Origin of the sequence: Halocatena pleomorpha, assembly GCF_003862495.1 — an archaeon.
In the GTDB taxonomy this organism is placed as follows: Archaea; Halobacteriota; Halobacteria; order Halobacteriales; family Haloarculaceae; genus Halocatena; species Halocatena pleomorpha.
On record NZ_RRCH01000023.1, the window covers coordinates 22318 to 43696 of the forward strand.

19 protein-coding genes are annotated in these 21379 nt (G+C 57.2%); 12 read left to right on the forward strand and 7 right to left on the reverse strand.

Features of this window, described 5'->3' with window-relative positions; all coding sequences use genetic code 11:
- Nucleotides 1-55: 55 nt before the first annotated feature.
- Nucleotides 56-1225: a CBS domain-containing protein gene (locus EIK79_RS10840; RefSeq protein WP_124955146.1), complete on the reverse strand. Its 1170-nt coding sequence runs from the start codon at nt 1223-1225 to the stop codon at nt 56-58.
- Between the two features lie 748 nt (nt 1226-1973).
- Between EIK79_RS10840 and EIK79_RS10845 the strand changes: the two genes are divergently transcribed.
- From EIK79_RS10845 to npdG, 3 genes are all read left to right on the forward strand, one after another.
- Nucleotides 1974-3044 (forward strand): S1C family serine protease, encoded by a 1071-nt coding sequence (locus EIK79_RS10845; protein ID WP_124955147.1) that lies wholly within the window; start codon nt 1974-1976, stop codon nt 3042-3044.
- 99 nt (nt 3045-3143) lie between these two features.
- Nucleotides 3144-3524 carry a Rid family detoxifying hydrolase gene (locus tag EIK79_RS10850; protein WP_124955148.1) on the forward strand — a complete coding sequence of 127 codons (381 nt, stop codon included), beginning with the start codon at nt 3144-3146 and terminating at the stop codon, nt 3522-3524.
- A gap of 104 nt (nt 3525-3628) precedes the next feature.
- A complete protein-coding gene (gene npdG / locus EIK79_RS10855) occupies nt 3629-4297 on the forward strand; it encodes an NADPH-dependent F420 reductase (protein WP_124955149.1) in 669 nt (222 codons plus the stop codon).
- 93 nt (nt 4298-4390) lie between these two features.
- Here the strand turns inward: npdG and EIK79_RS10860 are convergent, their stop codons facing one another.
- The 3 genes from EIK79_RS10860 to EIK79_RS10870 form a co-directional block, all read right to left on the reverse strand.
- Nucleotides 4391-5704, reverse strand: a complete 1314-nt coding sequence (locus EIK79_RS10860) for a 5'-deoxyadenosine deaminase (protein WP_124955150.1) — start codon at nt 5702-5704, stop codon at nt 4391-4393.
- Between the two features lie 320 nt (nt 5705-6024).
- Complete coding sequence (locus EIK79_RS10865) at nt 6025-7035, reverse strand: methyltransferase (protein WP_124955151.1); 1011 nt, start codon at nt 7033-7035, stop codon at nt 6025-6027.
- A gap of 75 nt (nt 7036-7110) precedes the next feature.
- Nucleotides 7111-7746, reverse strand: coding sequence for a TetR/AcrR family transcriptional regulator (locus EIK79_RS10870; protein ID WP_124955152.1), 636 nt, complete (start codon nt 7744-7746; stop codon nt 7111-7113).
- A 97-nt stretch (nt 7747-7843) separates the two neighbouring features.
- On the opposite strand from EIK79_RS10870, the gene EIK79_RS10875 reads away from it, so the two are divergent.
- Both EIK79_RS10875 and EIK79_RS10880 read left to right on the forward strand, forming a co-directional pair.
- On the forward strand, nt 7844-8758 hold the full coding sequence (locus EIK79_RS10875; protein WP_124955153.1) for an ABC transporter ATP-binding protein: 915 nt from the start codon (nt 7844-7846) through the stop codon (nt 8756-8758).
- Nucleotides 8751-9536, forward strand: a complete 786-nt coding sequence (locus tag EIK79_RS10880) for an ABC transporter permease (protein ID WP_124955154.1) — start codon at nt 8751-8753, stop codon at nt 9534-9536. The genes EIK79_RS10875 and EIK79_RS10880 overlap by 8 nt, the downstream gene beginning before the upstream one ends.
- 258 nt (nt 9537-9794) lie before the next feature.
- Here the strand turns inward: EIK79_RS10880 and EIK79_RS10885 are convergent, their stop codons facing one another.
- Complete coding sequence (locus EIK79_RS10885; protein WP_124955155.1) at nt 9795-10922, reverse strand: mandelate racemase/muconate lactonizing enzyme family protein; 1128 nt, start codon at nt 10920-10922, stop codon at nt 9795-9797.
- 106 nt (nt 10923-11028) lie between these two features.
- On the opposite strand from EIK79_RS10885, the gene EIK79_RS10890 reads away from it, so the two are divergent.
- The 3 genes from EIK79_RS10890 to EIK79_RS10900 all read left to right on the forward strand — a co-directional run bounded on the left by EIK79_RS10890 (nt 11029) and on the right by EIK79_RS10900 (nt 14848).
- Complete coding sequence (locus tag EIK79_RS10890; protein ID WP_124955156.1) at nt 11029-11760, forward strand: ThuA domain-containing protein; 732 nt, start codon at nt 11029-11031, stop codon at nt 11758-11760.
- 37 nt (nt 11761-11797) lie between these two features.
- Nucleotides 11798-13684, forward strand: coding sequence for a hypothetical protein (locus tag EIK79_RS10895; RefSeq protein WP_124955157.1), 1887 nt, complete (start codon nt 11798-11800; stop codon nt 13682-13684).
- 192 nt (nt 13685-13876) lie between these two features.
- The gene (locus tag EIK79_RS10900; protein ID WP_124955158.1) at nt 13877-14848 is read left to right on the forward strand and encodes a D-2-hydroxyacid dehydrogenase; all 972 of its coding nucleotides are present in this window, start codon (nt 13877-13879) and stop codon (nt 14846-14848) included.
- 456 nt (nt 14849-15304) lie between these two features.
- On the opposite strand, the gene EIK79_RS10905 is transcribed toward EIK79_RS10900, so the two are convergent.
- Nucleotides 15305-16243 (reverse strand): dihydrodipicolinate synthase family protein, encoded by a 939-nt coding sequence (locus tag EIK79_RS10905; protein WP_124955159.1) that lies wholly within the window; start codon nt 16241-16243, stop codon nt 15305-15307.
- A gap of 197 nt (nt 16244-16440) precedes the next feature.
- A complete protein-coding gene (locus EIK79_RS10910; protein WP_124955160.1) occupies nt 16441-16632 on the reverse strand; it encodes a hypothetical protein in 192 nt (63 codons plus the stop codon).
- 115 nt (nt 16633-16747) lie between these two features.
- Here EIK79_RS10910 and EIK79_RS10915 point away from each other — a divergent pair, with 115 nt between their 5' ends.
- The 4 genes from EIK79_RS10915 (at nt 16748) to EIK79_RS10930 (ending at nt 21379) form a co-directional block, all read left to right on the forward strand.
- Nucleotides 16748-18820: a pectate lyase gene (locus EIK79_RS10915; protein WP_185715592.1), complete on the forward strand. Its 2073-nt coding sequence runs from the start codon at nt 16748-16750 to the stop codon at nt 18818-18820.
- A 55-nt stretch (nt 18821-18875) separates the two neighbouring features.
- Nucleotides 18876-19073 carry a hypothetical protein gene (locus tag EIK79_RS10920; protein ID WP_124955161.1) on the forward strand — a complete coding sequence of 66 codons (198 nt, stop codon included), beginning with the start codon at nt 18876-18878 and terminating at the stop codon, nt 19071-19073.
- Nucleotides 19074-19204: 131 nt separating this feature from the next.
- Nucleotides 19205-20209: an ABC transporter permease gene (locus EIK79_RS10925; RefSeq protein WP_124955162.1), complete on the forward strand. Its 1005-nt coding sequence runs from the start codon at nt 19205-19207 to the stop codon at nt 20207-20209.
- 99 nt (nt 20210-20308) lie between these two features.
- On the forward strand, nt 20309-21379 hold the full coding sequence (locus EIK79_RS10930; RefSeq protein WP_124955163.1) for an ABC transporter permease: 1071 nt from the start codon (nt 20309-20311) through the stop codon (nt 21377-21379).

Consider the following 21379-nt stretch of genomic DNA (forward strand, 5'->3'; position numbering starts at 1 on the left):
GGTGATCAGTTCCTGACAGGTAATCCGACCACGATGGCCGTGGCGTCCGGGGGCGTCAGGCAAACTCCTCACCGGAGTCCGGTCGACGGATCGTCGGCGGACGGCCACCAGTTTGGATGACGTTAAACGCTCGTAAGAGGTCCGTTCGAGAGATAATGCCGACCAGTTGTTCATCGGCATCGACAACCGGAAGCCGCCCGACATCGTGCTCTTGAATCCGTTCGAACGCCTCCATCGCGTCAGCACTGGGATCGATCGTTTCGACCGGCGATGACATCACCTCTCGCACGCGGTAAGCGTCCTGCTCAACGGCCCGAATATCCGCCGCGTCGCCTAGGGTGATCACGCCGACGAGTTCCTCGTCGCGGACAACGGGATAGCCGATGTGACCGTCTTCAAACATCCGATCCATGAGTTCAGCGACACTCGTGTCTGCGGAGACGGTTTTGAGATTTTCTTCGGGGGTCATCACGTCACGAACAGTAATGCCTTCGAACGATGCTTTGATCGATGTCTGTTGTGCTTCTCCGGAGGCGGCGATGTAGATGAAAAACGCCAGGAGGATGAGAAACCAGTTGGTGAAGACGCCGATGATGCCCAACAGGAACGCGAAGAACTTGCCGACTTCGGCGGCTTGCTGTGTCGCCTGCGCGTGGGGCTGATTTCGAGCGAGAAGTGCCCGAAGAATCCGTCCTCCATCCATCGGAAAGCCGGGAAGAAGGTTAAAAACGGCCAGCACGACGTTCAGTACCGCGAGGTAGCCAAAGACGAACCGGACCGCTTCTAACGAGACGGGAGTGGTGAGGAACAACACGTACGATCCGACGCCGAGCCCGATACTCACGATCGGTCCTGCCACTGCGATCAACAACTCGTGACGCCAGTCTTCGGGAAACTCCGCGAAGTTGGCTACCCCTCCCAGCAACCAGAGCGTGATCGACTCAATCTCATATCCATACCGCATCGCTACAATCGAATGACCAAGCTCGTGTAACAGCACACCAGCAAACAGTCCGATTGCTGACGCAAACCCCAACGCCCACGGCATCAAGCCGGTCGTCAACTGTCGGGCAGTGATCGTCGTGGCGAACACCTGATTGAGCAACTGCACCAACTGAGCGATGTCCCATGCGATGAACGCCGCGAACAGGGGAAGTACGATCAGAAACGTCCAGTTGAGTCTGATCGGGATGGTGAACACCGATCCCACTCGGATCCCTCGCATACTCTCTGATTAACAACGAGCGGCTTAAAGTAGTGCCATGAATGTTGGTAAAATGATGACTAATCCACTCTTGAGCGGACAACTGGCTTTGCGTGACAGTATCGATAATGGAAGATAGACCGCAATGAGTGCAGTACAGACAGTTTATACTGTACGCAACGCTACCGCAGTATCCACAGTCTTTAGGGTATTCTACAGAAATTATATGATAATTAAGATACTTTTCAAAATGACTATCTATGTTCGTGTAGATACCACTACTGTACCATGTGTGAGAAAGAACTAACAGATGTGTTTATTAAACACGCGGAGTACGAACCGATTTCCACCGTCGAAGAGACGGCTATCGGTCGACAGATATTCTTATTCACTAATGGTTGTAACGAGTATATAACATACAACGTATATGATGGCGAATCATTCCTTGCAACACATACTAACCGACAGGGGGTGTCTCATTACTTTCGTGTGCATCCCCGGATCAGTCTTCGGGTGTCGACGCTGGTGGTACATCGATACGGATACTCGATAGTTGAGGACTCGACCGATATTGGTTTTATGCAAGAAACAGTGAAATCATAGGTTCCGTTTGGTATTCGGGCTGCTATAAACTGTGGATTGCGTAGTCGAGTGACGCGATTCACGCCCACCTTAAAGGGCGGGACTCTCCCGCTGGTTAAAGATTGCCTGTGAATTCGGGGTATTCACGCATGGTGTTTATTCGGTTGGAGAACCATATTACTGCTCAATGAGTGATGAACCCCTGTCACGCCGGCAGTGCCTCGGTGCGGTCGCAGGAGTTATGACCGGGCTTGCAGGCTGTTCAGACGTGTTCGGCGGGTTGAATTCTAATAATTCAAATGAATCGGCACCGACTCCCACGCCCACTCCGACAACATCCACACCTAGTGGGACGGACACGGAGTACACGCGTGTATATCAGGACACGATCAACTCAGTCATGCAGCTGTCTGTCACCGATTCAACCGGTCGAAACGGTCAGGGGTCGGGGTTCCTATTCCGAGGCCGTCACATCATCACGAACGCGCACGTGGTCAGTGATATGAGCGAGGTCCACGTGCGGTTTTCGAACGACGAGTGGCGATCAGCCTCGATCACGGGTGTCGATCCATCGAGTGATCTCGCTGTCGTCACGGTACAACAACTTCCCGACTACCCGACGCCGCTCTCGTTGCGTGCCGACCAACCGCCGGTCGGCACCGAGGTGGTCGCCATCGGAACCCCCTTTGGTCTTGAAGGATCCATGACAGCCGGTCTCGTAAGTGGCGTGGATCGATTGATTCCTGCCCCGAACGATTACACGATTCCCGACGCGATCCAGACCAGTGCCCCGGTTAATCCAGGGAATTCGGGTGGCCCACTCATGGATCTCGCTGGACGAGTTGTTGGCGTCGTCTCCAGTGGTGGTGGCGATAACCTTGCTTTTGCAATCTCTGCGGCGCTTATCGAGCGGGTCGTCCCGGCACTTATCGAGGACGGGACGTACGAACACGCTGCCCTCGGCGTTACGGTGCAGTCGGTTACACCCACTGTCGCACAACGGCTCGGTCTCGATCAGCCCCGAGGCGTAGTCATCAGAAGCGTCCAGAGTTCCGCTGTGGAGGTGCTCCAGCAGGAGGACGTTATCATCCGTATCGAGGACACACCAATTAACAGTCGTCAGGAACTGGCGTCGTTTCTCGCGCTCCAAACCTCCCCCGGTGACACCGTCCAGATCTCTGTGATCAGAAATGGAACGCGTGAGACCGTCTCTGTCACACTCGGTACGCGCTCGAACCGGAATAATCATAACTTCTGACAATTCGTCGTCTTCCGTCATAGCACTACTTCTCCACGACTCCCGATCGGTGTCATCGGGGACAGCGGGTTTTATCACCGCACCTGGTATAAACAAGGTATGAAACGCGTGATCAGCACGGAATCAGCACCCGCCGCAGTCGGCGCGTACAGTCAGGCAACGACGGACGGTAACGTTCTGTTTACCGCAGGACAGTTGCCGATGACCGCTGATGGTGAATTGCTTGACGACGAATCTGTCGCTGCTCAGACTGAACAATCGCTGTCGAACGTCGCGGCGATTCTCGAAGAAGCGGATCTCGACATGACTAACGTTCTCAAGGTAACCGTCTTCCTCGACGACATCGAGGATTTCGATGAGATGAACGACACCTACACCACGTTCTTCGAGGAGGAGCCACCCGCCAGGAGCGCTGTCGAAGTGGCAAACGTTCCGAAAGGCGCAGCCGTGGAAATCGAAGCCATCGCAACGATCGACTGAGAGCGACGACCACCGAGGACCTGTGGCGGTCCGGAATGCAGTGTACTGAGTGACGGCTGTCGTCGGAGGGATACGTCTTTGGGGGAGCGGGTCTCACGTCGGATATGGATATCGCACTCCTTGGCGGAACAGGTGACATCGGTGAAGGACTCGCGTTGCGGTGGGCCCAAGATACAGACCACACTGTCGTTGTCGGCTCTCGTGATTCCGAGAAAGCAACCCGGAGAGCAGACGACTACGGCACGTTGCTCGGGGAGCGTGGCGTCGAACACAATGTTGTTGGGATGGGCAACGAGGCAGCCACTGCGCGCGCCGATGTGGTTGTTCTCAGCGTTCCGCCGGAGTACGCCATCTCGACCGTCGAGACGGTTTCAGACGGACTCACCAGCGACGATGTGCTCGTCAGCCCCGCAGTGAGTATGGACCGCGATGGAGCCGGATTTCACGCAACGCCACCAGAGGACGGCTCAGTCGCACAAGCCATTGCGGCGGTTGCACCCGAGGACGTTCCGGTCGTTGGCGCGTTCCAAAGCCTCGCTGCTGGTGCGCTCAGTGACTTGGATACCGAGCTTCGAACAGACACCGTGGTGACCGGTGACGATCCCGAGGCCACGGCGCTCGTGCGATCGCTCGCTGACGCGATCGAGGGGTTGCGAGCGCTCGAAGGCGGACCGCTCGCGGTAACAGCACTCGTCGAGAGCGTCACGCCGCTGTTGATCAATCTCGCGATGAACAACGAAGGAATGCACGATCTCGGCGTTCGGTTCCAGTAGCCGTGTTCCCTGGGTCCAACGCATCGATCGCTTCACTCGTGACTGGGGGTGTCTCGAAGCGACACACGGCTCAAGCGGCGCTTATGATTGTTATTAGGCCGCCCGCTGAGTTGCTTCGAGATCGAGATCGATAGCGTTCGCTCGTGTTCTGATCTCCTCGGCGTCTGCGGTCGTGAGTTCACCGTCGCGCATGAGGATGTTCCCGTCAACCATCGAGAACTCGACATCGTCACCGTGGGCGCCGAACACCAGATGGGAAAACACGTCGTGCAGTGGCGTTGCACGGGTGCGCTCCGTCGTGATACCGATGATGTCCGCACGCCACCCTTCTCGCAGCGCCCCGAGTCGCTCGAAGCCCGCAGCGTTGGCCCCATTGATCGTCGCCATCTCGAAGATGGTGCGGGCGGGTGTCGCGGTCGGATCGAGCTGACCGACCTTCTGGAGTAGGCTCGCTTGACGCATCTCGGTGAACGGGTCAAGCGTGTTGTTACACGGTGGTCCGTCGTTACCGAGCGCGACGTTGATACCACGATCGAGATAGTCCCACACCGGCGCGATGCCCGAAGCGAGTTTCATGTTCGAGGACGGACAGTGTGTGACGTGCGTTCCGGTTTCTGCGAGCACCTCGCGTTCTGAGTCGTCGGTCCACACGCAGTGGGCGAGCACGACATCCTCGCCAGTAAGGCCAACCTCATCGAGCCAATGGATGTTGCGCATCCCGGTGTCGCTCTCGACGGTTTCGATCTCGTTTCTGTTTTCGCTAGCGTGGGTGTGGATGCGGACGCCGTCGTAGGCGTCAGCGAGTTCGCGCGCGCCACGAAGGCACGCCTCAGTACAGGACACTGCGAATCGTGGCGTGACGGCGTACCGGATGCGGTCGTCGAACGATCGGTGATACTTCCGGATGAGCCGTTCGCTCTCGTCTAACGCCCGGTCAGTCGCTTCAAGGAGTCCATCGGGCGATCGCTGATCCATCATGACCTTTCCGAGCACGGCACGGACACCCATCTCTCCGGCCGCCTCGAACGCACGGTTCGAATGGGTGACCGACAAGTGATCGATGGCGGTTGTGGTGCCGCTCTCGATCAGTTCGAGATAGCCAAGTTTGGCTGCGATCTCCATCTCCTCGCCCGTGAGCGACTCCTCCATCGGAAGAATGTAATCGAACAGCCAATCGAGTAGCTCGGTGTCGTCTGCAATCCCTCGACCGAGGCTCTGGACGGAATGGATGTGTCCGCCGACCAGTCCCGGCATGAGGATGTCATACTTCTCTTCACGGTGATCGGGGTACCGGTCAACGATCTCCTCGCGGTCACCGACCGCTTCGATCTGTGAATCACGTACAACGACGCTCCCGTCGTGGATGACTGTCGACGAATCGACGACGATTACCCCCGATAGTATCATACCACCTCGGGTATGATGATGCGTCGTATAAAATCTTGTTCACCGAAGACACCGCTCCGGTGTGAACGCCTTCGTTCCCATGACGCGTCGATCAAAGCGTTCCGAGTGATAGACGAACGAGTAGCCATGAATTCATGTACAATTACGTTTCGAAGCAGTTCACGAATCTACGCGCGTAACAGACGTTGCACTAGCCGGCGGGTTGGTCGGGCTGTGTGCCCGGAATATCGTGTAAAACACAGCAGTGATTCTTGATGAATACTACCGGGGTGGTGGAACACTCACACTCGATTTGCTACAGAAGTACTCACAATTATCGACTACTTCTTTCCGACTACGATCGATCCTCGGCCTGGGAGGTCACACGCCATCGTCCTTGAAAAACCAGCTTCCTGAAGCCATGATTGACACTGTTCGTGTGTGTAATCAAATCCGTTTGTTTCGACTTGGATGTACAGATTCATCAATAACGCGTCGTCGTTTTCGCGGCGTTCGTCATCGATCATCGTTCCGTACACGAGAAGCGCCCCTTCTTCCGGCAGTGCGTCGTGAGCGCGTTGAATGAGTTCTCTCTTATGAGCAAGATCGAAGTCGTGTAACAGTCGTCCCATCACGAAGACATCGTGTTCAGGCAGTCCGTCCTCGAAGATGTCTCCTGCGTGGAACGACACCCGGTCTGCGACGCCACTGTTTGCGATGAACTCCGTTGCAATCGGTTCGAGTCGTGGAAGATCGAACGCTGTTGCCTCGATGTGATCGTTCTTTTCAGCCACGATTACGGGAACGATACCTTTCGAAGCACCCACGTCACACATCGTCTCGTACTCTTCCCATTCGAAAGATTCAGCGAGAATCTCAGCAACGCGGGAGCTCATCCCCGCCATCCCGTTTACGAAGCGCTCGAAGAGGGCGTCGTCTCCGTACAGTTCGTCAAACACGTCTTTGTCCTCGCTGTGGGCTGTCTGTGGCTCTCCCGTCCGAAGTGTCTCCGTGAGATTCCCGAACAACGGATACATCCGTGCGTTCGCCCACTCGAAGTGACTGCCGATGTACGTTGCTTTGTTCCGGTCGAGGAATCTGTCTGCGTCGGGTGCGTTCCGATACACGCCGTCGTTTCGTTCGAGTAGGCCCAAAGCGACCAACGCATCGAGAAAATCGGCTGCAATCTCAGGATGAATATCAAGACGGTCTGTAAGCGCCGTCCACGACGCGGGGTTCTCCGCTAGTTCCGTGAATACACCGAGCTCGACGGCACTCAGAAACGTTTTCGATGCTAGAAATCCGAACCCGATCTGACGAATCCGTTCTAGGGCCGGTGCCGGCTCTGGCATAGTTTGAGACATACACAACAGACATTAAACCATTTCTATTTATCTGTATACTATCTGGTAGGAATCAAACAGCCATCAGTCGGCTGTCAATCCTTTTGCAAGAGTTTCGATCAACGCATTCCGAACGTGTTCGTAATATCCGTGCTTGATCCCATCGAGTTCTCTTTCGTACCGTTCGTACTCGTCTTTATGTAATATAAGGAGACCGACCGATCCACCCATGATCCCGAGTACGGTGAGTGGCTCCATCTCCGAAATTGGTCCCTCACTTTGTTTCTGGAGGTCCTCGATGATCGGAACAAACTCGGCTAATTCTTGACGTTGAAGCTCCGCAAGTTGATCTTGAGAGACGTTGCGGAGGATGTCTTGGTAGTTGCCTTTAATGATAGTTTGTTGGATAAATGGGTTTTCCTCACCGAATTCGGCGTAACACCGGAAAAACCGTTCGAGTCCCTCCTGAGGATTGTCTACTTCAAGCAACTCTGACCGGACGTTAGTCATGTACTCCTCCAGTTCCCGCTGAAGAATAACGAGATACAGATCCGATTTCGAATCAAAAAATTGGTAAAACGTCGGTTTGGCAATCCTGGTCGGTTCAGTGATGTCCGCAACGGTCGTTTTCTTTGGACCGTACTGCAACAGTAGTTCGTGTCCGATTTCGATGAGCTGTTCTCTGATGCGTTCCCGTTCTTCGTCAGTGAAACCGGCCATGATCGTTGTTTGCTTCCTTACTACATAACCAAATTGGTCATCAGTCATGGCTTCATAAACGAAAAAGATATTTGGTTATAGAGTTAATGAGCATGGCATGGACGCGATCGAAGTAACCGAGCTAACCAAGGAGTACGGGAGCGTTCGCGCCGTCGATTCGCTGTCGTTCACCGTGTCTGAGGGTGAGATCTTCGGCTATCTCGGGCCGAACGGTGCTGGGAAAACCACGACGATCCGTGCGCTGTTGGGGTTGCTCACGCCGACATCAGGAACTGCGAGGGTGCTCGGGGCCGACGTTCGCGAGGAGGCCGCGCTGATCGAAGCCAAACGCCACATCGGCTACCTCCCGGCGACTCTCGGCTTTGACGAAGCGGTAACGGGGCGTCGAGTCCTCGATTACCACGCGTCTCTCAAAGGAGATTACCGACGCGACGAACTTCTCGAAACGTTCACTCCACCGCTGGACCGACCGATTCGGGAGTATTCAACGGGAAACACACGGATGTTGGGCATCATCCAGACGTTCATGCACGATCCCGATTTGGTGATTATGGACGAACCGACCGCCGGACTCGATCCGTTGAAGCAGGAGGAATTCAACGAGTTCATTCGAGCAGAACGGAGGCGTGGAACGACGATCTTCTTCTCTTCGCACGTGTTAAGCGAAGTCCGCCGTGTTTGCGATCGCGTCGGGATCCTCAGAGCGGGCCGCCTCGTCGGGCTAGAGGAGATCGGGGCGCTCCTCGATCGCGGTGGCAAACGAGTCCACGTCGTTCCATCCGACGGCGACAGTTTGGGAGTTGCTGATCTCGATGGCGCCGTCGACGTTACGACGGTCGGTGAGGAAATCCAGTTCACCTACACTGGTGAGTACAACACGTTGCTCGACGAACTCGCGGGCCACGACGTGCGCGATATCGAGATCAGTGAGCCAGCGCTCGAAGACGTGTTCATGCACTACTACGGTACCGAGCACGAAACGAACCCACCCACGGAGACCGCTGATGTTTGAGACCGCCCGGTATGAGTGGGAGCGCCGGTTCCGGGGGACCGTCGTTATCGCTGTCGGAATGACTATTCTCACCGGGTTTTTCGTCTGGTATTTCTCAGTTCTCGACACGGAAAGCTTGCAACGGATGGCCACATCGCTCCCGCCAGCGATGCTTGAGGCGTTCGGTATCGAGACGATCGCTACCATCGAAGGATTTCTCGCCGTTGAAGTGTACAATTTCCTTTGGGTGCTTGGTCTCGGGCTGTATTTCGCATACACTGCAGGCGGGTTGATTGCCGGTGACATCGAACGGAATCGGATGGATCTGCTGGCGTCGTTTCCCGTCTCTCGGTCACGACTCCTGTTTGATAAGTACGGTTCGTTGCTCCCTCCGATCGTCGTGTTCAACGTTGCCGTCGGCCTAGTCGTGTACGGTAGTGTGGCTGCGATCGGTGAATCGATCGATCCGATCCATCTCCTGTTGGTTCACGCCCTGTCAATTCCGTACTTACTCGCGTGCGCGGCGATCGGGACCGTCTTCACCGTGCTTCTCGACCGAGCGGACACCGCAAAACGAGGGGCGGTCGGACTGGTCTTTGCCCTCTTTTTGCTTGACTCTGTTACCGCGAACGCCGAGCGTCTCGGTTGGGTCGGGAATCTGAGTCCCACACAGTATTACGATCCGAGTGAGATACTCGTTGATGGAACGTACGCCCTCACTGACAGTGGCGTCTTACTCACGATTACCGTTGTCTTGTTACTTAGTAGTCAGACTATATTCAAACGGCGTGATATTTAGCGATACTAGCATTGACGGCGCCTTTTCTGATATTTATCAGATAACAGTACTAAATAGTGTGCGATAGTACCTACTCTAACGCCGTCCAAGCGGTATAGATGGTATTCCAAGTATGAAAATTTACATAAGAATACGTTCAATACTTTTTAAATATACAAGCTTTTTTATACTTTGTGTGTATGGTAGTCGAATACTATGATATACGAACTATTTCAGACGACTGTGATCAAAACCCCGTGGACTGAATTCCACTCCCCGTTAGTTGTATTGTTCGATTGCTGTCGTGTCGACAGTGATCCCAAGTCCTGGTTCCTGTGGCACGTTAAGAACTCCATCAGTCGGATCGAAGGGCGTTCGGAGGATTTCCGAGCGGAGGGGGTTGTGGCTGCGGTCGAATTCGAGAAACCTCGGTTCCGGTTCGGTCCGGCTATGAGGATACGCCGGCAGGCTCGCGGCGAACTGGACGGCAGCAGCGAGTCCGACCGCGCTGTTCCAGACATGGGGCGTGACGCCGACGTTTTCGGTCGTAGCCAGATCGGCAATGCGTCGGGCTTCTGAGAGACCACCACACCGAGCGAGGTTCGGCTGGACGATGTCGACAAGCCGGTCGTCGATGAGTCGCTTGAACGCGAACCGTCCGTAGTGGGCCTCACCAGCGGCAATCGGGGTGTCGATCGCTCGTCCGACCTCTCGGTAACCGGAGTAGTTCTCCGGTGGCACTGGCTCTTCAATCCACGTGAGATCGAATTCCGCGAGCGCACGGGTGCTTTTGATCGCTTGATCGGGCCGATAGTTCCCGTTCATGTCGACCATCAGGTGCGCATCCTCACCGAGAATTTCCCGCGCGGTACGTACTCGCTCGATATCGGCAGCGACACCGCTGCCGATCTTGATCTTCGCGGCGGTGAATCCCGTTTTGTGAGCTGTTTCGATCGGCTGTTCGATTGGCCGGTTTTCTTCGGTGAAATACATCGTGGAGGCGTAGGGCGTGAGCGACGTGCGTTCAGTGCCGCCGAGCAGTCGGTGGATCGGCTGCCCGACAGTCTTGCCGATGATGTCCCAACAGGCAGTATCGACTGCGCTGAGGACGCTCTGGACGAACACGCTCCCACCGAAGTGGTACGGATCCGTGTAGGTCCCTTCCGCTAGCGATTCAACAGTGAACGGATCCATGCCGATCACGTCGTCCCGAAACAGTTCGTCGACAGTGGCTTGGGCGATCGATCCGGGGACGAACGCCTCTCCCCACCCCACAGTACCATCCGATGTTGTCAGTCGAAGCAGCGTCGTTGATCGCGTCCGGCCGAATCCACGCGCATCACCCACCCCTTTCCCTTCGGGCAGTGAGTGGGTGAGTCCGATCACTCGAATGTCAGTTATGTCCATGCACAGACGGGCGGCGGGACACCGCATATACGTTTCGTTTCATTGATTGATCCCCCTGAACGCCGTGGACGGAGGATTTATGACGATCGCCAGCAGGTACACGTATATGACCACACAGGTCACCGTTTGGAACGAACACGTTCACGAACAGGAAGACGAGTCAGTTGCTGCGATCTACCCGGAGGGCATCCACGGCGCGATCGCGGACGGACTCACAGCCGACAACTACGCCGTCACCACGGCGACGCTCCACGACGCCGAGCACGGACTTGATCGGTCAACACTCACGGAGACCGACGTGTTGGTCTGGTGGTCTCACTGTGCCAACGACGCGGTTAGCGACGCTGTGGCTGACCGCGTTGTTGAACACGTACAGGATGGAATGGGATTCATCGCGTTGCACTCAGGGAAGAACTCCAAACCGTTCAAACAGCTGATGGGAACGTCGTGTGGGATCAAATACCGTCACGGTGGGGAGCTAGAGCGCGTTTGGGTCGTTGATCCCGGACATCCGATCACAGACGGATTGGACGAATATTTCGAGATCCCTGCTACTGAGATGTACGGTGAGCCGTACGACGTACCCGAACCCGAACGGACCGTTTTCACGTCGTGGTTCGAGGGCGGTGAGGTGTTCCGGTCGGGCGTCTGCTATCGGCGCGGACGGGGACGGATCTTCGCGTTTCGGCCGGGGCACGAAGCGTATCCGATCTTCCACCAGTCGGAGATCAAGCGGGTGGTGAGCAACGCTGTGGCGTGGGCGACACCCACCGCGGGAGCCACTACAAGGGAAGGTTCCGTCGATCCCATCGAGTCGATCGACGGGACTGAACAGTGACCCGAACTTTGATTGTGGCAGGCGACCGGAACGATGCATGGTCGAGATAACGGCCCGAACGTCGATCGAGCAGCCACCACAATGGGCGTTGCTCCAGCGCAACCTCTTCGATCTGCTCGCGGACGCCGTCGATCAGTTCGTTGAGCAGTACTTCGAGGCGAACGGTGAGCCGTTCTGGCCACCACAGGACCACGTCGGATGCGATGGGTTTGATGACGTGGTGGAGGGGTTTTACAACTGGCCGCTGGTGTACGCAATGGGGGGGCACGAGCGCGTGCTCACCAACGCCCGTACCGTCTATGCGGGCGCACTCCGTCGCGGGCGACGAACGGAAACACCGTTCGGCCATCCGATGGTGGTCGAGGATTTCGAACACTGTCGTGACTGGTTCCATCTTGGCGAAGGAAACCAGTACACGTACAACATGGGTCTTGCGGCCCCCGGCGATGACACGGTCACCAAACGAGCAGAGCGGTTCGCACAGCTGTATTTGGGTGAGAGCGACACCAACAACTACGACGCCGACAAGCGTCTCGTCCGAGGACCGATGAACGGCTCGATGGGACCGGACTACTGCGATTTCTCGGCATACGAACACCATCCGTACGGCGCTGATTATCGATGGGCACGCCACGGACTGCCATGGCGTGATCTGGAGTTCGACAGCGCCACCGATCTGCTTGATCCCGCCAACGAAGCGCGCCTGTTCGAGGTGCTTGACGAACGGTGCTCGAAGGGCGATATTCCGCTCAACCTCAATGTAACGAGCCTGATGACCAACGCGTATCTCCACACTGGTGACGACCGGTACCGCGAGTGGGTGCTTTCGTATCTCGCGGCATGGCGCGAACGGACAGACGCCAACGGCGGACTCATCCCGGACAACGTCGGTCGATCGGGAGCGATTGGGGAGTACACCGACGGCTCGTGGTACGGCGGCTACTACGGTTGGTCGTGGGGTGGCTGGCATTACGTCGGGATCGGCCCGGTCGTCAGCGCCGAGAACGCCGTGTTGCTCACTGGCGATCGGGAGCACCTCTCGTTTCCTCGTTCGCAGCTAGACGTTCTGCTGGATGAAGGCGTTCCAGTGAGCGATGGGGAGGGTCACGAAACGTTGTACATTCCTCACAAGTACGGTGATCCTGGTGATTATCAGTATGACGCCTCGGGTGTACTGACCGACGACAACGGCGAGGTACTGTGGCGCGACGGCTGGTATGAGTTCCGTCCCCACCGCGATGATCCGTACGCCGTTCATCTCTGGTACCTGTCGATGACAACGGCGGACCGCGAGCGGGTACGCCAACTCCGGGATTGGGACGCACGGCCGTGGACATCGGTCGATCCAACACCGTCGACGAAACACGGCGCTGGAGAGGAGTACGCGTGGCTCGCGTATCTCGACGGCGAGTTTCCTCAGTATCCAGAGCGATTGCTGGCGGCTACACACGCCCGCGTCTACCGACGCCTCGCTCGGATGCGCGAGGAAGACGAACCGACCGAGATCGATGAGGATTACCTCCGTGACCGAAATCCTGTGTTCCACCGAGGATTGCTTCAGCTCACCATGGGTGCGCCCCAGCCCGTCTACTACGGCGGGTTGGTGATGGCCCAACTCCGTCATTTCGACGCCGAACGTGGTCGACCGGGACTCCCGCCGGGCGTGGCTGCGCTCGTCACCGACGTGAACGACAACGGTATCGAGCTGACGCTGCTCAACAGCGGCGGCACACGACAGGAACTAGTCGTGCAGGCTGGTGCTTACGGAGAACACCGGTTCGCGCGTGTCGAACACGATGGAGCGACAGTCGTCCCCGACGCAAACACCGTTCGTATCGTGCTTCCAAGCGCCACGAAGCTGTCTCTCGACGCCGAGCTCGATCGATTCGTGAACGACCCCACGTACGAGATTCCCGTCGATTAAGGCTGTGACCAACGCATTCGATCGATACCGTCCGTTTGGGACGGCGGAACGACCTGACGACATTGACAACACAATCCGATCCGCCCACTCCGGAGTCCCGTCGCACGATCGGCCGGGAGACCACGAATTAAGAGCCTTGCGGGATAATCAAGAATCGAATGTCGATCAAAATGCCTGTCTCAGGTGGTATTGATGACTGAACGACCGGCTGTGGGCGTGCTTCGGAGTGGTGCCCACGGGCAGTCCACCGACGCCCTGACACAGCAGCTCCGCGAACGACTCCCGGACTGTGAAGTTGTGCGAGCGGCGACACCGAGCGCTGAGCGTGAACTCCTCTCCGACACCTCGGTCGTGGTCGGCCACTGGTTCCGAGAGGCGCTACTCGATCACGCCGAGGGACTACGGTTGTTCGCTTGTGCTGCGGCCGGCGTCGGCCATCTCCCGCTTGAGGAACTGCAGGCCCGCGGAGTAGCTGTCACGAACGCCTCTGGCGTCCACGGTCCACCGATCGCTGAGCAGGTCATCGGCAACATTCTCGTCTTCGTGCGCAACCTCCACATCGGTTGGGAGCGCGGGCGAAAGGGCGAGTGGCGTCACTACCAAGGATTTCAGAAGGAACTCGGAGACAGCACAGTTACTGTCGTCGGTCTCGGTGCGATCGGGCAGGCGATCGTCGAACGCCTCGAACCGTTCGGTCCCCATACCATCGGCGTTCGCTACACGCCCTCGAAAGGCGGCTCCACGGATGAGGTAGTCGGCTTCACTGAAACCGATTTCCACGACGCGCTCGCGCGTACCGACTACCTCGTTTTGGCCTGTCCACTGACAGAAACGACGCGCGGACTGGTCGATCGCGCGGCGTTCGAGACGCTCCCTCCCAAATCGGTGATAGTCAATATCGGACGCGGCCCGACCGTCGACACCGACGCGCTCACCAACGCAGTACAGCGCAACGCCATCCGTGGGGCGGCGCTGGACGTGACCGATCCCGAGCCACTCCCTGCCGACCACGACCTCTGGGCGTTTCCGAACGTCCACATCACGCCACACAACGCCGGCTACACCCCCAACTACTACGCCCGCGTCGCTGACATCGTCGCTCGAAACGTCGATCACGTGGTCGAGACCGGCGAGTATTCGGGTCTCAAAAATCAGGTCGTCTGACCTTCGACCGTTTCGGGTGTGCTCGGCGTCGTCAAACTCACCGGGTCAGTGACCCCACGACGGGACCGTACGCGCGAGAATTACGGGACTGGAATATTACGCTTGTACGCTTGTAATGCCCGGGATGTCCCGTTTCGTGCTGTGAACTCAGTTCATCCAGTCGCGTGCATGATCCGTCTGATCATTTGAAGAGAGGTAGCAAAAATATGACGCCAAGTAGATGTTGCTTTGTGTCCGATTCGAACGCTGTACATTCCCCTTTCGGGAACGATGACTCAGCACAGCTGTCATCCGTGCCGAAGCGAATCGGAGACACTGCCTCTCATTCGAAACAGTGCTTCCATATCGGTCACACCGACTCCTCATACTAGTCAGCCAAATCATATCTGTTCCCACTGACGGAACGCCACACTACGGTAGGCGGTTCCCCCGCGTACCGTTCCAGCAGCGGTGCGATCACCCGATGAGGGATTCGATGTCGTCGTCAAGTTGGTCGTACAGCCGCTCGGCTCTGCGCTCTTCTTCCTCGGCCAGTGGTCGAATCGGTTCTCGAACGGAACCACCGTTGAGACCGGCGAGTTCGAGTCCTTTCTTGACGGCTGAGACGCTGATCGCCCCCTCGATCTCGTTTTCCTGACCGGTCTCATCACGAAAGTTCTGGTACGGCAGGCAGATGTTCCGGAGTTGGCACGCCCGTTCCCAGTCTCCCGCAGAGAGCGCATCGTACAGTTCGAGACCGATTTCGGGTCGGAAATTGCTGACTCCTGCTGAAAACCCTTCTGCGCCTTCGGCCCAAAAGGAGACGGCAAACGGCTCAGCGAGTCCGTCGACCCAGACAACGTCGTCTGCACCGGCACCGATGCCGGCACCGAGCTTTACCGGGTCTTTCAGTGCGTATTTGATCCCGACGACGCTATCGATGTGGGTGAGGCGAGCGAGATACTCGACGGATGGATCGAATCCCCGAACGTACGGAACGAGCGGCGTCTCCGTTACTGCCCCGAGTTCCCGGTAGTACTCCAACAATCCTTGTTCGTGCATATACGTGTGATCGGGCGGCATGATCATCATCGCGTCCGCGTCAAGCCGATCGTACGCTCGGATCAGTTCTTTTGCGCCGGCCGTGCTTCCTCCAACGCCGGCCAGCACGCAGGCATCAGACGGTAGCGCTTTCACGCTTGTTTCGACCACAGCCGCGCGTTCGTTCTCGGCCAACGAGTGATACTCGCTGATGTTCGCGGCCGCTAAAAACGTTCGAATCCCCGCGTCGTACAGCTCTCGTGCGTTTTCTGCAAGATCATCGTGTTGAATCTCGTTTTCATCGGTAAATGGTGTCAACAATCCTACAGCTACACCCCGGAGACGACTCCGTACCTGCTGGTCTGACAGGGACATAGCTTCCTGATGTGTCGCGCATAGTATAAATGTATCGTCTAGCTTCGCCAGACAGTGGTTCTAGCAATCTCCCATTCCGATCGCTGAAGTCTAATCATTGTCGTCCAACTGGCGGCAGTCGCGGGGCTGATCGCTACTCGTGGTCGATATCGGCCCATCTCTCGTGGGTGGCGGCTTTTTGGGCTGCGAACGTGATATCAAGTTCCTTGCGTGCCGTCTTCGGACGGAACCATCGGACCACGACCGTTTCGGACGGCTACCACGAAGTTGCGAACTTGACCAGAGATGCCGGTTCCGAACTGGATTCCATGGAGCGCCTGCGTGAAGAGAATCCCGCTGACGGTACTCGACGTGTGTTTCGCCGGAAGGAACCCCGCTCGCAGAGGCAATCGTGCTCGCTGTTCTCTGCAGATCGAAGCAAAACAGGATGTCTATTACTGATAGATATGATTCTGCGATAAATTTAAGCATTTCAAACGTATGGTTCGTATCGGTGTGTGACAAATGCCACACGACAGGCGCACGTTTTTGCGTGCGATCGGAGCGGGGAGTATTGGTCTCTCGATTGGAGCGACGTTCGGTGCCACCGCTGATGCCGCAACGGTCGTCACGATCGAGGGCGGCGGCGCCGACATCTGGGGAACTGAAGACGCGTTTCAGTACTACTACACGCCGGTCAGCGGCGACTTCGATGTCGCGGTTCGGAGCATCGCTGTCGAGAACACCGACATCTGGGCGAAGGCCGGTCTCATGGTCCGTGATTCACTCGAAGCCAACGCGTCGAACGCAATGGTTCGGCGGCGGCCGAACGGCGAGGTTTCACTTCAGTGGCGTCCAGAGAGCGGTGGCGAAACCACGAGCGCCGGTGGAGCAGAAGCTGACTGGTTGCGATTCGTCCGCAGCGGCGACACTCTTGAAGCCTACCGGTCGACCGATGGCGAAAGCTGGACCACGATCGGTGTCCTGACCGACGCTGATATCGCCCTGAGCGAGAGCGTCTCCGTGGGACTGGCGGTCACGAGCCACTCCGTCGGCACCTCCTGTACGGCGACGTTTCAGGGACTCACCGGGATCGAACCCGATAGTAACGGTGACATCGGTGACGTGGCGGTCTCGGGCGGCGTCAACGCCCAGACTGGTGTTCCGCTCGTGTCGAGCACAGAGCCGACGGATGTGACTGCGACTGGTGCGACGTTACGGGGTGAACTGACCGACCTCGGTGGTGCCGACGCTGCGGAGTGCTACTTTGAGTACCGCGAGGTCCCCCACGAATCGTGGACGACGACCCAGACGCAGACGCTCACCGCCGCTGGCTCGTTCGCAGTCGACGCCGATGGTCTAACCGATAGACGCTACTACGAGGTCCGGGCGGTCGCGGACACCGACGACGGTGACACCGCCACGGGCGCGGTCGTCCAGTTCAGCACACCCAATCGATCGAACAGTCAGCCGAACAGCGACGCCGGACCGTCGAGTAGTTCACAGTTCGATCCGGATGATGGATTCGCCCGAGCGGCACCTTGGCTCGACGACGAGACGCCGATCATTACGATCACGGAACCGACGCGCGATCAACTCGATCGCGCCGTCACGGTCGACGGGGAGCGGCTGATCGTCTTTGAGACCAGTGGTACCGTCGACTTGGATGGCACGCAACTGACGGTCACGAACGACGAGCTGTATCTCGCTGGCCAGACCGCACCCTCGCCGGGTATCACGCTCATCGGCGGTCGATTCTTCCTCGACGCGAACGATTGTGTAATCCAGCACATCCGGATTCGGAAGGGCGATACGGGTCCAACGGGCGAGGGTCCCTCTGATGCGGTTCAGACGGGCGACGGGACCCGAAACAACGTTATCGATCACTGTACAGCGACGTGGGGAATCGACGAGACGTTCTCGGTGGGGTACGATACCGAGAACACGACGGTGTCGAACTGCTTGATCGCTGAGGCGCTTCGGTTTCCCTACCCGGACAAGGACGTTCACTACGGGACGCTCGTCGGTGACGGCTCCGAGAACGTCACCCTCGTGGGCAACGTTTGGGCGCACAACACCAACCGTCTTCCGCGCCTCAAGGCCGAGACGACAAGCGTCGTCGTCAACAACGTCATGTACCACTACGACGAAGCGACGAACCTCGGTGAGACGGGAACGGTGTACTCTAGTGTCGTCGGCAACGGCTACCTGCGCGGCGACAACGGGGACACGAACATCGACGGCGGGAACGCCTATCTCGATGATAACTACTCTGCCGACCCGGAAACACCGATGACCGAAAACGTCACTGAACTCAACGCGCCACCGCTGTGGCCCGACGGATTGGCGGCGCTGCCGTCCGAGGAACTCGAAACGCACAACTTGGAAAACGCAGGTGCACGGCCCGCTGACCGGACTGAACACGATGAGCGCGTCATTGATCAAGTCCGTAATCGGACCGGCTCGTTCATCGACAGCCAAACGGAAGTCGGAGGCTATCCCGATCTGGCAGTTGTCACCCACGAGCTAACCGTTCCCAACGGCGGGACGCGCGCGTGGCTCCGGTCGTGGGCACGCCGCGTCGAGGAAGGTTCCTGATAGCTGCCGTGACCGGCAGATAAACGCTTATTACGGCGTGGCTGTGCCTCTCACCATGGGATTAGCGCAGTCCATTTCGAGGGTCGTTTTCGGGATCGATGTACTGTTTCTGTTGTTACTCGGATTCTCGCTTCTGCACGTCAAACCGGGCTCTGGGCCGTACGTCGTCGCGCTCCTAACGCTCGTTCCGACCGCTCTTACACTCGTGATGAGCGCAGCGGTGCTCTACACGGGCTGGGAGCCGTTCGAGTAATCTAAGCGACACCTGATTCTCTATCGAGCGCGTCTACGGCCGATAATGTTTATTATCCATCATTATGTCGTACGTGAAAATTCTCGCTGGATTTAAGTAGACAAAACGCAACGGATATGTGTAACGATACTATGGTGAATATAGGATGGCGAATACGACGTATAGGACAAACAGTGTTTACATTGTGGGTGGTTCTCACCCTGACGTTCGTTCTGGTGCGGTTGTTGCCGGGCAATCCGATGGGTGCGATGGTCCAGCAGTTGATACAGCAAGGTGTTAATCCTGCTCGTGCACGGCATCTCGTCGAGCTTCGATTGAGCGTCGATCCGACGAAGCCGATTCCGTACGCCTATGTCGACTACATGGTTAACATGCTCCAGGGGAATCTCGGAACCTCGATGTACTATTCAGAACCCGTCGTCGATATCATCGCGCGATCGTTGCCCTGGACGTTGTTCGTGCTGAGTTGGTCGCTTTTCATCAGCTTCTTCATGGGTGTCATCATCGGTGCGTTGATGGCGTACTGGGAAGGAAGCAAGCTCGACGTTGGACTCACTTCGTGGGCAATTCTGATGGGATCGACGCCGTACTACGTGCTAGCCCTCCTGCTGTTGATCTTTTTCGCCTACCGGTGGGGCATCTTTCCGACGAGTGGCCGACAGCCGACGGGCGTTCCGCCCGGATTCAGTGTGGCGTACGTCACAGGCATCCTTCGCCACGCCGCGTTACCAGTTTTATCCATGTTGGTTGCGTCCGGCGTCGCCTCGCTCGGCATGCGTGGGAACAGTATTCGTGTTTTGGGTGAGAACTACCTCCGCGTCGCACGACTCCGTGGTCTCTCCGATGTGACGATCTCGACCCAGTACGTCGCTCGCAACGCTGTGCTCCCTATGTACACGGCGTTTTTGATCAGCCTCGGTGAAATGTTCGGCGGCTCAGTCGTCCTAGAGCAGGTGTTTTCCTACCGGGGACTCGGTTGGTACATGTTATCAGCGACGTATCAGCGTGATTATCCACTAATGATGGGGATGTTCACGGTCCTCACAATCGCGGTCGTCCTTGCCCTGCTAATAGCTGATCTGACGTATTCGCTCGTTGACCCACGAGCTGGAGGGCAGAAGAGTGAAGCATACTAATCGTTCCCGAGCAGTACAGCAGAATCAAATGACAATGGATCAGACCATGGACCGTATTCGATCGGACGACTCGATCTGGACCGGATCGGAGGAGAACCGATGACGGACGATACCGACTCACGGACGACCGATCAAGACGCGAGATCCGACGGCGGCAACGTGAATTCACCGTTCGAGATCGTTTCGGAGTACGAGGAATCACGGTGGGACCGGTACCGCAAACTCTACGACGCCTACATCTACGCCCCGGTTGCCATCGTGTGGCGCGACTGGCGGGCGCGGATCGGCTTCACACTCGTGTTGTTTTATATCCTGATGGGACTTGTCGGTCCACTGTTTATCGAACCGACGGGAGTCACTGAGGGTGATGCGCTGGTTCAACCGTTCCAGAACTGGGCGTATCCGCTTGGTACCGACAACATGGGGCGCGATATGCTTTCTCAGACGGTTTACTCCACCACGACCATCCTCAAGATGATAACGTCGGGTGCGCTGTTCACCGTTGGGATCGGAACGATCGTCGGTTCGATTGCGGGGTACAAGGGTGGCGTCGTCGATACGATACTGAGTTCGATCACTGACGTGTTCATCAACCTGCCCGGGTTTCCGCTCGTGATGATTCTGGCTGCGCTGTTGCCGATCGGCGGGAACCCGTATATGGTCGGTATCTTATTGAGCGTTGGTGCGTGGGGTGGTCTTGCAAGGGCAATTCGGTCGCAAGTGCTCACCATCCGTCACGAGGCGTTCGTTGAAGCGGCCCGTGGGATGGGGATTCCCACACACCGGATCGTGTTCAAGGAAATCATCCCGCATCTGATGCCGTACGTCGTGATCAACCTCACGAACGCCGCACGGCGGGTCATTTTCGAGGCGGTGGCGCTGTACTACCTCGCTATTCTCCCGTTCAAATCTTCCAGTTTGAACTGGGGCGTCATACTAAATCAGGCCTATCAACGAGGCGCACACTACACGGGGGGTGCACTCCACTGGTTTTTGGTGCCGATGGCTGCGATTGTGGGCCTCTCGGTCGGTCTGATCCTACTCGGCCAGTCACTTGACCGCGTGTTCAACCCCCGTGTCCGTGCACGCCACGAGCGGACGGCGACCGAAGACGGTGGACCCGAATCGAAAGCGAACGACGACGACATGAACATCAATGAAGTTGTCTAA

What these genes read in the sequence shown, in the direction of transcription:
- EIK79_RS10875 (WP_124955153.1), top strand. Translation starts at nt 7,844, where the DNA reads ATGGACGCGATCGAAGTAACCGAGCTAACCAAGGAGTACGGGAGCGTT.
- EIK79_RS10865 (WP_124955151.1), bottom strand. Translation starts at nt 7,035, where the DNA reads ATGCCAGAGCCGGCACCGGCCCTAGAACGGATTCGTCAGATCGGGTTC.
- EIK79_RS10840 (WP_124955146.1), bottom strand. Translation starts at nt 1,225, where the DNA reads ATGCGAGGGATCCGAGTGGGATCGGTGTTCACCATCCCGATCAGACTC.
- EIK79_RS10850 (WP_124955148.1), top strand. Translation starts at nt 3,144, where the DNA reads ATGAAACGCGTGATCAGCACGGAATCAGCACCCGCCGCAGTCGGCGCG.
- EIK79_RS10845 (WP_124955147.1), top strand. Translation starts at nt 1,974, where the DNA reads ATGAGTGATGAACCCCTGTCACGCCGGCAGTGCCTCGGTGCGGTCGCA.
- EIK79_RS10930 (WP_124955163.1), top strand. Translation starts at nt 20,309, where the DNA reads ATGACGGACGATACCGACTCACGGACGACCGATCAAGACGCGAGATCC.
- EIK79_RS10870 (WP_124955152.1), bottom strand. Translation starts at nt 7,746, where the DNA reads ATGGCCGGTTTCACTGACGAAGAACGGGAACGCATCAGAGAACAGCTC.
- EIK79_RS10915 (WP_185715592.1), top strand. Translation starts at nt 16,748, where the DNA reads ATGCCACACGACAGGCGCACGTTTTTGCGTGCGATCGGAGCGGGGAGT.
- EIK79_RS10895 (WP_124955157.1), top strand. Translation starts at nt 11,798, where the DNA reads ATGGTCGAGATAACGGCCCGAACGTCGATCGAGCAGCCACCACAATGG.
- EIK79_RS10900 (WP_124955158.1), top strand. Translation starts at nt 13,877, where the DNA reads ATGACTGAACGACCGGCTGTGGGCGTGCTTCGGAGTGGTGCCCACGGG.
- EIK79_RS10890 (WP_124955156.1), top strand. Translation starts at nt 11,029, where the DNA reads ATGACCACACAGGTCACCGTTTGGAACGAACACGTTCACGAACAGGAA.
- EIK79_RS10920 (WP_124955161.1), top strand. Translation starts at nt 18,876, where the DNA reads ATGGGATTAGCGCAGTCCATTTCGAGGGTCGTTTTCGGGATCGATGTA.
- EIK79_RS10880 (WP_124955154.1), top strand. Translation starts at nt 8,751, where the DNA reads ATGTTTGAGACCGCCCGGTATGAGTGGGAGCGCCGGTTCCGGGGGACC.
- EIK79_RS10885 (WP_124955155.1), bottom strand. Translation starts at nt 10,922, where the DNA reads ATGGACATAACTGACATTCGAGTGATCGGACTCACCCACTCACTGCCC.
- npdG (WP_124955149.1), top strand. Translation starts at nt 3,629, where the DNA reads ATGGATATCGCACTCCTTGGCGGAACAGGTGACATCGGTGAAGGACTC.
- EIK79_RS10905 (WP_124955159.1), bottom strand. Translation starts at nt 16,243, where the DNA reads ATGTCCCTGTCAGACCAGCAGGTACGGAGTCGTCTCCGGGGTGTAGCT.
- EIK79_RS10925 (WP_124955162.1), top strand. Translation starts at nt 19,205, where the DNA reads ATGGTGAATATAGGATGGCGAATACGACGTATAGGACAAACAGTGTTT.
- EIK79_RS10860 (WP_124955150.1), bottom strand. Translation starts at nt 5,704, where the DNA reads ATGATACTATCGGGGGTAATCGTCGTCGATTCGTCGACAGTCATCCAC.